General features: G+C 65.2%; 10 protein-coding genes. 7 read left to right on the plus strand and 3 right to left on the minus strand.

Annotated elements, in window-relative coordinates; genetic code table 11:
* Position 1: 1 nt before the first annotated feature.
* Together ACSU1G_RS27185 and ACSU1G_RS27190 are read right to left on the minus strand one after the other, a co-directional pair.
* Entirely contained in the window at positions 2 to 1,030 is a 1,029-nt protein-coding gene (locus ACSU1G_RS27185; protein ID WP_439283506.1) for an AAA family ATPase, read from the minus strand.
* Positions 1,031 to 1,228: 198 nt separating this feature from the next.
* Entirely contained in the window at positions 1,229 to 1,918 is a 690-nt protein-coding gene (locus ACSU1G_RS27190; RefSeq protein WP_439283508.1) for a Pr6Pr family membrane protein, read from the minus strand.
* Between the two features lie 87 nt (positions 1,919 to 2,005).
* On the opposite strand from ACSU1G_RS27190, the gene ACSU1G_RS27195 reads away from it, so the two are divergent.
* The 5 genes from ACSU1G_RS27195 to ACSU1G_RS27215 all read left to right on the plus strand — a co-directional run bounded on the left by ACSU1G_RS27195 (position 2,006) and on the right by ACSU1G_RS27215 (position 9,168).
* Positions 2,006 to 2,689 carry a GntR family transcriptional regulator gene (locus tag ACSU1G_RS27195; protein WP_439283510.1) on the plus strand — a complete coding sequence of 228 codons (684 nt, stop codon included), beginning with the start codon at positions 2,006 to 2,008 and terminating at the stop codon, positions 2,687 to 2,689.
* A 403-nt stretch (positions 2,690 to 3,092) separates the two neighbouring features.
* Complete coding sequence (locus ACSU1G_RS27200; protein WP_439283512.1) at positions 3,093 to 4,988, plus strand: adenylate/guanylate cyclase domain-containing protein; 1,896 nt, start codon at positions 3,093 to 3,095, stop codon at positions 4,986 to 4,988.
* A gap of 1 nt (position 4,989) precedes the next feature.
* The gene (locus tag ACSU1G_RS27205) at positions 4,990 to 6,414 is read left to right on the plus strand and encodes a mechanosensitive ion channel domain-containing protein (RefSeq protein ID WP_439283514.1); all 1,425 of its coding nucleotides are present in this window, start codon (positions 4,990 to 4,992) and stop codon (positions 6,412 to 6,414) included.
* Positions 6,415 to 6,529: 115 nt separating this feature from the next.
* Entirely contained in the window at positions 6,530 to 7,816 is a 1,287-nt protein-coding gene (locus ACSU1G_RS27210; protein WP_439283516.1) for an adenylosuccinate synthase, read from the plus strand.
* A gap of 143 nt (positions 7,817 to 7,959) precedes the next feature.
* Complete coding sequence (locus ACSU1G_RS27215; protein WP_439283518.1) at positions 7,960 to 9,168, plus strand: lactonase family protein; 1,209 nt, start codon at positions 7,960 to 7,962, stop codon at positions 9,166 to 9,168.
* 114 nt (positions 9,169 to 9,282) lie between these two features.
* On the opposite strand, the gene soxR is transcribed toward ACSU1G_RS27215, so the two are convergent.
* Entirely contained in the window at positions 9,283 to 9,822 is a 540-nt protein-coding gene (soxR, locus tag ACSU1G_RS27220; RefSeq protein ID WP_439283520.1) for a redox-sensitive transcriptional activator SoxR, read from the minus strand.
* Here soxR and ACSU1G_RS27225 point away from each other — a divergent pair.
* Together ACSU1G_RS27225 and ACSU1G_RS27230 are read left to right on the plus strand one after the other, a co-directional pair.
* Positions 9,821 to 11,206: an MFS transporter gene (locus ACSU1G_RS27225; RefSeq protein ID WP_439283522.1), complete on the plus strand. Its 1,386-nt coding sequence runs from the start codon at positions 9,821 to 9,823 to the stop codon at positions 11,204 to 11,206. The genes soxR and ACSU1G_RS27225 overlap by 2 nt on opposite strands.
* A gap of 257 nt (positions 11,207 to 11,463) precedes the next feature.
* Positions 11,464 to 12,888, plus strand: a complete 1,425-nt coding sequence (locus ACSU1G_RS27230) for a dihydrolipoyl dehydrogenase family protein (RefSeq protein ID WP_439283524.1) — start codon at positions 11,464 to 11,466, stop codon at positions 12,886 to 12,888.
* Positions 12,889 to 12,958: the final 70 nt, after the last annotated feature.

Here is a 12,958-nt window from a genome sequence, read left to right on the forward strand (position 1 = left end):
GTTACGGCGTCGGCACCGAGGTGAAGATCTGGTCGATGATCTCCTCGCTCCGGGTGCCCTCAGCATCCGCTTCGAACGTCAGCAGTACGCGGTGGCGGAGGATGACGTGACGGAGCGTGCGGATGTCTTCGGGGATGACGTGCGTGCGGCCGTTGAGCATCGCCAGGGCGCGGGATGCCTGCAGGAAGGCGATGCTGGCACGGGGGCTGGCACCGTACTTGATGTAGCGGGCGCGGTCCTCGCCGATGTACGGGCCCGGGTTACGCGTGACGTAGGCGAGCGAGACGATGTAGTTGCGAATCGCGTCGTCGACGTAGATGCGGCTGGCGACCTCCTGCAGCATCTTCACGTCTTCGAGGGTGACGGCGCTGGTGACGTGCCGGTCAGGATCGAGTACGCCGGAGTCGATGCGTCGGAGGATCTCGAACTCGTCTGCCGGGCTCGGATAGTCGACGATCTCCTTGAGGAGGAACCGGTCCATCTGCGCCTCGGGGAGCTCGTAGGTGCCCTCCTGCTCGATCGGGTTCTGTGTGGCGATCACGAGGAAGGGCTTCGGCAGGTGATGTACCTCGCCGCCGATCGTGGTCTGGTGCTCCTGCATCGCCTCGAGCATCGCCGACTGGGTCTTGGCGCTGGAGCGGTTGATCTCGTCGAGCAGCACAAAGTTCGCGTGCACCGGACCCAGGATGGTGCGGAACGAGCCCGTCGCGGCGTCGTAGATCTGGTTGCCGGTGATGTCGCTGGGAAGAAGATCAGGCGTGCACTGGATGCGCTTGAAGCTGGCCTTGATGGTGTCGGCCAGCGTGCTTGCGGCCGTGGTCTTCGCAAGCCCCGGCACAGACTCGAGCAGGATGTGCCCGCCGGCGATGAGGGAGACCAGAAGGCTGGTGCGCAGTCGCTCCTGGCCGACCATCTTCGCCGAGTACGCGTCGGAGATGACCTTGAGTACTTCGCCGGCACGCTGCATCTCCGCGGCGCTGGGCCCGGCGTCTGAGCCTGGTGTGGGGCGTGCGGGTGCCGGTGCGGGCATCGGAGCCGGTGCTGGCGGGCTTGCGGGCGCTGTCGGGCTTGCGGGTGCTGCCGGTGCCGGAGCCGGAGGCGCTGGCGGCGGAGGAACAGCCGAGCCGGGGTTCGACGCGGGATACGGCTGGGTCATCTGTGTCTCCTCGATTTCACCAGGGATACACACCACTGCATTCCCCCGCAGAACAGGCTAACCCCCCGCATCCTAAGAGCGCGCGCGGCGCCGGCCGATCCACACCACGAAGGCGGCGGCGCCGACGATCGCCGCAGCGATCCCGACGATGTAACCGGAGACCCCCAGATACCCGCCAGGTACGAGGTGCGGATCGAGGAACGGGTACGGGTACCACCAGGCGTCACCTGTGGCGGGGGCGATGATGACATTCGCGCGCAGCAGGGTGTAACCGGCCCAGACGACGGGGAAAATCGCCGTAATCGCCACGGCGCTCCACGGGAGCGCGCGCCGCTTCGGCGCGAAAAGCACATCAGCCAGCAAGAAAAGCGGAATGACGACGTGGAGCACTTCGTTCGACCATGGCACCGTGACACCCTGCGGGAGTTCAACGTTTCTCAGCAGCAGGTTGTAAACGATGCCAGTCACGATCATGTACGTGCTCACGCAGGTGAGCAGCACCGCGAACCAGCCCGGTTCGCGCTCTTCCTTTCGACCGCTGGTCCACGCCCAGATCGCGCCGATTGAGAGGACGATCACGGCGAGAAGATTCGATTCGATCGTGAAGAAACTGAGGAAATTCGCCGCGAGCGTCGGAACATGCGCGCCCCACTCGGTCGGCGAGATGGCACCGTTCTGCAGGGATCTCATCAGCTGAGTGATGATCGCGGCTGCGCCGAGTACTGCTGCGGCAAGTCGTGCGTATGGCCACCAGGTTGTCATGGTTCCTCACTGTATTGGGTACGATCACGACCTACGATATATCGGTGGCTCATTGGGGTGAGTTTGCGATGGAAGGCTGGGGAAAACATGGAGCAGGACACGCGGTTGCCGTTGAGTGATCGAATCGGCGCGCTGGAGGTTCAAGGCCATGCGCTGGGCGACCGGGTCTACGAGAGCATCAGCGGCGCGATCGTCGACGGACGGCTGGCCCCCGGTGAGCGGGTGAGCGACAAAGAGCTTGCTGAGGCGCTCGGTGTCTCGCGGACGCCGGTTCGTGAGGCGCTGCAGCGACTGAGCTGGGCAGGGCTGATCGAGATGTCGCCGAGCCGGTACACGCGCGTGACCGAGGTCACCGAGGAGATGATCGCCAGCACCCTCGAGTACACCGGCCTCCAAGCAGGCATCGCCCTCCAGCTCGCGGTGCGGCGGATGGATGATGCAGAACTGGCCGAGGCGATCGCTCAGCTCGACCGCATGATCGAGGCGTCCGACGCCGAGGATGCCGCGGACCTCATGTTCGCGTCTCGGATCTTCGTCGGGTACCTCACCCGGCTATCGGGCAATCCAGTCCTCGGCAAGGTCATGCATGAGGCCAGTCTGCTGGCCGAACGCAACCTCCGCCAAGCGCGACCAGTGCTGGGCACCCGTGAATTCCGGGGGGATTGCTATCGAAAGATGCGGCTCGCGATGCTGGCCAGAGACGCGAATGCCGCGGAGCACTGGTTCCGCGTTCAGCACGGCATCGCCGCCACGGGTCTGATGTCCTCCTGACCGATGTCCTCCTGACCGATGTCCTCCTGACCGACGTCCCGCTGTCGCGCCGCGATGCGCCGCGCGGAATAATTTCTCTCGCCGATGTACCGGTATATCGCTAGGGTCGTGACTGAGTTGCGTTTCCGATGCGCAGAACGGCGGAGAGCATATGAGTGGCAGCGGTATTGACGCGGTGGCGACGAATGCACGGTCCAGTCGGTGGCGAGGTGGACTGAGCATCCAATCGAAGCTCCTCATCATGCTGCTGGGGGTGAGCTTGGTCTCCTCGGTCGTCGTGGGAGCGATCGGGTTCATTAATGGTCGGCAATCGCTGCAGGCCGCGGCAATCGATCAGCTCACGACCATTCGAGAGTTGCGAGCGGATGCGATCGAACGGGAGTTCCAGAGTCTGCAGACCGGAGTGGAACTGGATTCGCGCAATGCCAGTGCCGTCGAGGGGACGAAGGCGTTCGTCGACGGTTTTGCGGCGCTCAAGGATGTCGAAGTCACCGAGGAGCAGGCAGCGTCTGTTGCAGCGTTCTATGAGGATGAGTTCGTTCCCGCGCTGGAAGATCGCTCCCAACTGGAGTACGTCTCGTCAACATTTGTGCCAGCGACAGCGGCAGGAACCTATCTGCAATCCTTCTATACGGCTGGCCGAGCATACGACGACTATGACGCCGGCCTGGCGCTGAGTGATGCCGGAGATGGCAGCGCATGGAGTGCCGCAAATGCAACCTTCGGCCCCTATTTTCAGAGCCTGGTCGAGACGCTGAACTACGAGGATGTGGTCCTGCTCGATCGCGATGGCAACGTCGTATACAGCGCCTATAAGAGTGTCGACCTTGGCGTTGACATCCATGAGGAACCGTATTCGGATTCCTCGCTTGCCGGCGCATTTGATGAGGTGATGCTGAGCGGATCTCTGAACAAGGTCGTCACCACCGATTTTGAGCGTTACCTGCCCTCTCTGGGCCTTCCCACCTCGTGGGTCGTGTCGCCTGTCGGCGAGGGCAGCGACATCATTGGCGCGATGGCAGTCCAGATTCCGACGGATCAGATCAACGAGGTCATGACCGGAGACGGAAACTGGAGCGAGCAGGGTCTTGGTGAAACCGGCGAGGTGTATCTCGTCGGTCGTGACGATCTCATGCGCAGCAATTCGCGCCAGCTTTTGGAGGACCCAGACGAGTATGCGCAGCTCGCCATCGAGGGCGGCACTGCCCCGAGCATCGCGAAACGTGCTGCGCAGGTGAACGGAAACGTCCTTCTTCAGCCGGTCAACACCTTCGCGGTAGAGGAGGCGCAGACCGGGCGCAGTGGAATCACCACGGGAATCGGCTATCTCGGTTCGGACAGCGTCACCGCGTACGCACCGTTGGAAATCGATGGCCTCGACTGGGTGATCATCGCGCGGATGGACTCCTCGGAGGCTTTTGCGCCCGTCACCGATTTCACCAGGAACGTCCTGCTGTCAATGCTGGGCATCCTGCTCGTCGTTTCGCTTCTCTCCCTGCTGCTCGCACAGGTGTTCACTCGTCCGGTCCATCGCCTCGTCGGGGCTGTCCGTCGGGTCGCCGAGGGCGATCTCGATGTGCAGGTGCCGCAAGGCTCTCGCGACGAGTTTGGGGATCTCGGCAGCGCCTTCAACGACATGGCCTCGAGCCTGCGCATCAAGCAGGAACTCATCGACGAGCAGAAGATCGAGAACGAGAAGCTCCTGCTCACACTCATGCCGGAAAGTGTCGCGGCCAAGTACAGGCAAGGCGACGAGGCGATCACCGAGGCCCATGAGAACGTCTCGGTCGTGTTCGCGGAGATGGTTGGTTTCGATGAACTCGCGAAAGGCCTCAGCGGTGAAGAGGAGATCGGGCTGCTCAACACGCTCATGCGTGGCTTCGACGAGGCTGCGGAGAAGTCGGGCGTCGAAAAGGTGCGCACGCTTCGCGGTGGATACCTCGCGTCGTCTGGGCTGGTTGTACCCCGTGTCGACAATGTTCGTCGCAGCGTCGAGTTCGCTCGAAGCCTTGTGGACGTGCTTGAGCGCTTCAATGCGCAGAACGGCACGCACATTTCGCTCCGCGCCGGAGTTGACACCGGCGCTGTGACGAGCGGTCTGGTCGCGCGGACCACACTCGCCTATGACCTGTGGGGCGACGCGGTGAGCCTCGCATACCGGGTGCGATCGGTGACCGGCGAGCCGGGAATCTACGTCAGCCAGGCGGTCCGCGACCGCACCCAGGAACTGGTGACCTACGTCGAGGCCGGCACAGTCGAAGCGCAGGGAAAGACCGAGACCGTGTGGAAGGTCGCCTGACATGGCCGATATCTTCAACGACGGCTGGGCATGGTGGGTGATCGCACTGGCGGTCGGCGTGCCCGTCGTGCTGGTCGTCCTCACCGAGCTTGTCGGCGCCTTCAGCCGCCGGGGCAATCCGATCGCCGGGCCACTCCGGCTGCTGCGCAATTGGGTGGTTCCTGCTGGCGCCGTGTTCGCGCTGCTGGGATTCGCGATCCAATCGCCCGCCGATCAAGTGTGGGTGCGAGTTGTGGCGACCGTCTTCGGCTTCCTCCTCATCCTGCTGGTGCTGTCGTCGTTCAACGTGGCACTGTTTGCGAATGCGTCCCCCGGATCCTGGCGCGAGCGGATCCCGACGATCTTCGTGGAGATCGCACGGCTTGCGCTGGTCGTCGTCGGGCTCGCACTGCTGTTCTCCTGGGTGTGGGAAGCCGACGTCGGCGGACTGCTCACGGCGCTGGGGGTGGGGTCGATCGTCATCGGACTCGCCCTGCAGAACGCCGTCGGCGGTGTCATCTCTGGGCTCCTGCTGCTCTTCGAGCAACCTTTCAAAATCGGTGACTGGCTCGACACCGGCGGCGTCAAGGGGCGTGTCGTCGAGGTGAACTGGCGGGCAGTGCACATCGAGACCGGGTCCGGCATCCAGATCGTGCCGAACTCCACGCTTTCCGGGGCATCCTTCACGAACCTGAGCGAACCGGCCGGTCCCCACTCCGCGACCACGTCGGTGAAGTTCTCCACCGACGATCCGCCGCACGAGGTGATGGCGCTGCTGCGGGAGATCGCCGATGCGCTGCCTATGCGAGTCCAAGGTGAGCGTGCATCGATCGACTACGCCGGGTCTGGCGCATACGGCGTCTCGATCCCGGTCACAGGTCCCGCGGACGCCGGCCGCGCGCTGTCGATGTACCTTTCCTGGCTCTGGTACGCGGCCCGTCGTCGCGGGTTCGCACTGGACGGAGACTCCACCGATCCACTCACCGAGCCCCAGCGTCTCGTCGAGGCCGTTGCGGCGATCGCACCCACTCTGCATCTGCGCGAGGAGGACACCGAGCAACTACTCTCCTCTGCACGTCTCGAGCGATACGGCGTCGGGGAGGTCGTACTGCCGGCCGGTGTCATTCCCGACGAGGTGAAGGTCGTGCTGTCTGGGCGGGCGACGCTCGCCCTTGAGATTGACGGCGCTCGGATCGAGTTCTCCTATGCAGAGCGAGGCGAGATCGTCGGGCAGACCGCCCTTACGCGCGAGCGCACGCAGTCGGTCACGGTGGCGGGAGACATCCTCACTCTTGTGGTCCTCCCGCTCGAGACGGTGGATGCCCTGATCCGCACCCGCCCGAGGCTGGCCATGGAGATCGGTGAGTCGCTCGAGTTGAAGCGAAAGCAGGCCGCGGATCGGCTCGCCGAGCTCGGTCTCGGGCGTGGCGTCATCTCGGATCGCTGAGTTCGACGGAGACGGCAGGGGGGCCTTCGGTAAGATGGACAAGCCCGACTAGGGCCAGCTCATCCGCCGGTGCAATCCCGGCGAAAGCAGAGGCATATTTTGCCAGGGGGTACCCATGCCAGGAATTGTGATCGTCGGAGTCCAGTGGGGCGACGAGGGCAAGGGAAAGGCCACCGACCTGCTCGGTGACCGCACCGACTGGGTGGTGAAGTTCAACGGCGGCAACAACGCCGGCCACACCGTCGTCGTCGGCAACGAGAAGTATGCACTGCACCTGCTGCCCTCTGGCATCCTCTCTCCTGGTGTCACGCCGGTGATCGGCAACGGCGTGGTTATCGACCCCGAGGTGCTCTTCGATGAACTCACGGCGCTTTCGGCGCGCGGGATCGACGTCTCCAAGCTCAAGGTGAGCGCGAACGCGCACCTCATCACGCAGTACCACCGCACGCTCGACAAGGTCACTGAGCGCTTCCTCGGCAAGCGCAACATCGGCACGACCGGTCGCGGGATCGGCCCGGCGTACGCCGACAAGATCAACCGCGTCGGCATCCGCGTGCAGGATCTCTTCGACGAGAACATCCTGCGCCAGAAGGTCGAGGGCGCGCTCGATCAGAAGAACCACCTGCTGGTGAAGGTCTTCAACCGTCGTTCGGTCACCGTCGATGAGATCGTCGAAGAGCTGCTCTCCTACGCCGAGCGGCTGCGCCCGATGGTCGCCGACACCGGCCACCTCCTCGACGAGGCACTGGATCGTGGCGAGGTCGTCGTCTTCGAGGGCGGTCAGGCGGCCATGCTCGATATCGACCACGGCACCTACCCGTTCGTCACCTCTTCGACCGCGACGGCGGCAGGCGCGGCATCCGGATCCGGCGTCGGACCCGGCCGTCTTGACCGCATCGTCGGCATCGTGAAGGCCTACACGACCCGCGTCGGATCTGGACCGTTCCCGACCGAGCTGTTCGACGAGAAGGGTGACTGGCTGCGCTCCGCAGGTTTCGAGTTCGGCACGACTACCGGCCGTCCGCGCCGGGTCGGCTGGTACGACGCCCCGATCACGCGCTACGCGACGCGCATCAACGGCATCACCGACCTCGTGCTCACCAAGCTTGACATTCTTACCGGTCTCGAGCACATCCCGGTGTGTGTCGCCTACGACGTCGACGGAGAGCGCTTCGACGATGTTCCGGTGAACCAGACCGACTTCCACCACGCGAAGCCGATCTACGAGAACTTCCCCGGCTGGAGCGAAGACATCACGACGGCCCGCAGCTTCGAAGATCTGCCGCAGACCGCGCAGGACTACGTGCTCGCGCTCGAGAAGATGAGCAAGACGCGCATCTCGGTCATCGGCGTCGGCCCTGAGCGTGATCAGGTGATCGTCCGCCACGACCTCGTGGACTGAGCGGAGCGCGCCGCGGGTCGGTGCCGTGCTGGTGCTGGTGTCGGCGCGGGTGTCGGCGCGGGCGGGGTGTCGCGTATGGTCGCTGAATCGGGCCAGGGGCGGCAAACTGTGACACCTCCGGGGATACACATGAGGAGACAGCGATGACGCAGTTCTGGGTCGGTGGCTACGGCGCCGATATGGGCGGGGATGCCACGGGTATCGGCCTGCTCGAAGGCGACGAGGGGCGCGAGCCTGCCTCACTCGCCTACCGGGGCGCGGTCACCAAGACGTCGTCTCCATCGTGGTTGGCGCGGCATCCTTCGCTCGATGTCGTCTTTGCGGCGCTGGAGGGATCGGGCAGTGTCCAGGCATTCGCGCGCACCGGCGAGAGGGCGCTGACTCCGCTCGGCCGCCCGGTCGAGGCTGGGGACTCGGTCTGCCACCTCGCCGTCGCACCATCCGGCGACTACCTGGTTGCCAGCTGCTACGGCGATGGACGGGTCGTGCGCATCGACCTGTCTTCAGACGGACGGATGCTGAAGCCGTCGATCGCGGATGCCACCGCCGATCCCTACGGAATGGATGCCGCCACCGGGGATGCCGATCCACTTGCTGTTGACCTCAGCGACATGCTGGCGGCCGCCACTGCGTCGCTCGAGCCCAGTGCAACTGCTGCGCCACGCTCTGGACTCCTGCTGTTCGACGAGATGCTCGGACTGAATTCTGCCGCTGAGCCCGAACCCGTGCCACCCGTCGAAGAGGACAAAAACGTGCGCTCTTCGCACGCGCACTCCGCAGCGTTCTTGCCGGACGGACGCATCGCCACCACCGACCTCGGCTTCGACCTCGTGCGCATCTGGCGCCCGACGGCGAGCGGCCTGACGCTCGATCACCAGATCGTGCTGCCGTACGGCGTCGGCCCTCGGCACATGGTGGTGCACCCCAGCGGCCACCTGCATGTGGTCACGGAATACTCCTGCGAGGTCTTCACGCTCGCGGCCGGCGCGGATGGTCGATGGGCGCTCATCGCGGCGACGTCGGTGAGTCCCGGGGTAATCGTCGGGTTCGACTTCCCGTCCGAGCTGTCGCGCTCACGCGATGGCGAGACGCTCTACGCAGGAGTGCGCGGCAGCAACACCATTGCCGCGCTGCGCGTGCGTGGTGCGGGCGAAAGCGTCGAGCCGTTCGCGCTCGCCGAGTCTGGCGTGGACTGGCCGCGGCATCATCTGGTCCACGATGGGTCGCTGCTCGTTGCGGGGCAGCGGTCGGATGAGATCAGCGTGCTCGACCTCGATGAGCGCACGGGCGCGCCCCGTGGCATCCGCCACCGCGCCCCAGCGCCCGCGCCGACGAGCCTGCTGCTCGCCTGACCCGGGTGATCGACTGGCCCACCCGGCACACTTGCAGGGCCGAAGCACGGATGCAAGGCGAAACGCCGACGAATCAGTCGACATCCGTTCGATCGCCCTGCAGGTGTACCCGGGTCACTCCGCCGCCGCCCCGGTTTTGAGCCAGCGAACCGGCCCAGCCCCTGCAACACCGAGGACGTCAGCCGGATTCTGCAGCGCGCACGAATTCAGGCTCAGGCATCCGCATCCGATGCATCCGTCCAAATCTCCCCGCAGATGCTCGAGTTGGCGGATGCGCGCATCCAACTCATCGCGCCAGCGTTGCGAGAGGCGGGCCCAGTCCTTCTTGGTAGGAGTGCGTCCTTCCGGCAGCGACTCGAGGGCTGCACGGATGTCTTTGAGGGGGATGCCGACGCGTTGCGACACCCGGATGAAGGCGACCCGGCGCAGCGTGTCACGGCGGTAGCGGCGCTGGTTCCCGTCCGTGCGCTCCGAGTCGATCAGGCCGTTGCGCTCGTAGAAATGCAATGCGGATGCTGCGACTCCGCTGCGACTGGACAACTCGCCGATCGTCAGCTGCCGGTTCTTGTCTCCATCTAACTGCGGCATGCGGTTCTCCCTGTTGCACCGTCGGCTTGACCTCAACCATAGTTGAGGTCTTAGCGTCATCCTCATGACAACGGATACGGGAGAGGTGCGGACGGTCAAGGCCACCGCACCGGGCATCATGAACGGCGCGTACGTCTGGATCACCATCGGCGCGTGTGCCCTGGTGTTCCTCGGGGCATTCGAGTCGCTGGCAGTCACGACCGTGATGCCGGCGGTGAGCGCAGATCTCGACGGTGAGCGACTGTATGCGCTGGCCTTCGCCGGGCCTCTGGCAACAGGGCTGATCGGCATGGTCGTAGCGGGGAACTGGTCGGACCGTCGCGGGCCAACGGCCGTGCTGTACACCTCGGTGCTCGTCTTCGTCGTCGGCCTTCTCATCGCCGGACTCGCGCCGAGCATGGAGATTCTCGTGGCAGGGCGCTTCGCGCAGGGACTCGGTAGCGGAGCGATGATGGTGGCGTTATACGTCGTGGTCGCGCGGGTCTACCCGCCGCACCTGCATCCGGCGATCTTCGCCGCGTTCGCTGCGGCGTGGGTCGTGCCTTCTCTGATCGGTCCGACGATCGCCGGGGTGATGACGGATATCTGGAGCTGGCATTGGGTCTTCCTCAGCGTTGTCGTGCTTGCGATGGCCGCGCTTGTCATGGTGATCCCTGCCCTGCGCGGGCTCTCGAGAGCACGGGATGCATCGGTGCCGTGGGCGTTCGGCAGGCTCGGTTGGTCCGTGCTCGCGGCGGTTGCCGTTCTTGCGTTGAATCTTCTGGGCGACATTCCGGACATCGGTCCGGTGCTCGCGCTCGCCGCCGCGGTCGTCGCTCTCATTGCCGTCCGGCCGCTGGTGCCCAAGGGGACGCTGATCGCTCGCCGTGGCCTGCCATCGGTCATCCTGGTTCGTGGCCTCATGGCCGGAGCATTCTTCGGCGCACAGGTCTACCTGCCGTACCTGCTGACCGACCGGTACGCCCTCACTCCGACTCTCGCCGGGCTCTCATTGACCGGTGGTGCACTCGCCTGGTCGGTCGCCTCCACCGTCCAGGGCCGGATGGGTGCCCGGCTGTCCAGCGTGACGGCACTGCGGATCGGAATGGTCCTCGTGTTGATCGGCATCGCACTCGTGGCGGTGACATCCGCCTTCCGATTGGATGCGCTGGTGATCGCCGCCGCATGGGTGGTCGCCGGCTCGGGCATGGGGCTCATGAGTCCACGCAGCAGCGTGCTGATCCTGTCGATGTCGACACCGGCGAATCTGGGCTTCAACAGCGCGGCCATGACGGTCACCGACTCCTTCGGCGCTGCTCTGGTGCTGGCCGTCACCGGCACGCTTTTCGCCGCGTTGTCGACGACCGGTGACCCGTTCACTGCCGTGTTCATCGTTGCCGTTGTGATTGCCGTCGCAGCCGTGGTGCTGGTGCAGCGGGTGACTCCTTCGAACACGGAGGTCACGGCATGAGGGCGATCGAACAGCGCCGCCAGCGAGGGAAAGTCGTGCTCGTTCCGCAGCCTGCGCGGTACATCTGTCGGTCGGAAACACACCTGTAGGCCGGAGTATCGCTAAATCGGCCGACATCCGTACTTTCGCCTGACATCTGTACCCCGGGCATCCGTATTCTCGCCCTACATCTGTACCCAATCGGGAACAACCCCGGTGACATCGCGTTGCACCTCGGCAAGACTGGTGCTTCACGGGTTCCGACGGAAGGCGAAGAGATGTCGACAGATGAATACGACCTGATCGTGCTCGGCGGAGGCCCTGTCGGCGAGAACGTGGCAGACCGCGCCGTGCAGGCAGGGCTCAGCGCGATCATCGTCGAGAGCGAACTCGTCGGCGGTGAATGCTCGTACTGGGCGTGCATGCCGTCGAAGGCACTGCTCCGCTCGGCTCAGGCATTGCGTGCGGCCCAGCACGTCGCGGGTGCCGCAGAAGCCGTGACGGGCACGCTCGATGTCCGCAAGGTTCTGGAGCGGCGCAACTCTTTCACCAGCGACTGGTCGGATGCCGGCCAGGTCGGCTGGCTGCAATCGGCGGGCATCGATCTCGCCCGCGGCCACGGCCGGATCACCGGCACGCGAGAGGTCACGGTGACAGCCGATGACGGTACAGAGTGGGTGCTGACGGCCCGACATGCGGTCGCGATCTCCACTGGCACGGATGCCACCATCCCCCCGATCGATGGAATGGCGGATGCTGCGCCGTGGACGAGCCGCGAGGCGACCAGCGCGCAGGAGATCCCGGCATCCCTGGCGATCGTCGGTGGCGGCGTTGTCGCCGTCGAGATGGCGACCGCGTATGCCTCCCTCGGTGCGAAGGTGACTCTGATCGCTCGCAGCGGTCTGTTGGCGAATATGGAGCCGTTCGCCAGCGAGCTCGTCGAGACAGGGTTGCGTGAACTCGGCGTCGATGTCCGCACGAACACCGGCACGACGCGCGTCGCCCGTGATGCGGATGGCGTTATGGTCGCCCTCTCGGACGGCTCGGAAGTCACCGCATCCGAACTCCTCGCCGCCACCGGGCGCACTCCCCGCACCTCCGACATTGGGCTTGATGCGGTCGATCTGGAACCGGGCCGCTACATCACGACGGACGACACCCTCCGCGTTCCCGGCGTCGACTGGCTCTACGCGGTCGGCGACGTGAACGGACGAGCGCTGCTCACTCACCAGGGCAAGTATCAGGCGCGTGCCGCAGGCGACGTGATTGCAGCCCGCGCGAACGGTGACGACGTCGACGATGCGGCATGGGGTCGCCATGTCGCCACCGCAGACCACGCGGCCGTGCCACAGGTCGTGTTCGGCGAGCCGGAGGTCGCGTCGGTCGGGCTCACCGCGAAAGCGGCGATGGATGCCGGGTACGACACCCGCGTGATCGACTACGACCTCGGGGCAATCGCCGGGTCGAGTCTGCGCGAGGACGGCTACAGCGGGCAGGCACGCATGGTCGTCGACACCGCACGCGATGTCATCGTCGGGGTCACCTTCGTCGGACCGGATGTCGCCGATCTGCTGCAGGCCGCGACTATCGCGATCGTCGGCGAGGTGCCGATCTCGCGACTCTGGCACGCGGTGCCCGCCTACCCGACGGTGAGCGAGATCTGGCTGCGGCTGCTCGAGGAGTACGGGCGGGAGTCTGCCTGAACCGTGGGCGGTCCGGCATCCCATCCATCTGGAGCTCGGCTCCGAACAGCCGAAGAATGTTCCCCGAATG

This window comes from Microbacterium sp. A93 (genome assembly GCF_051842835.1).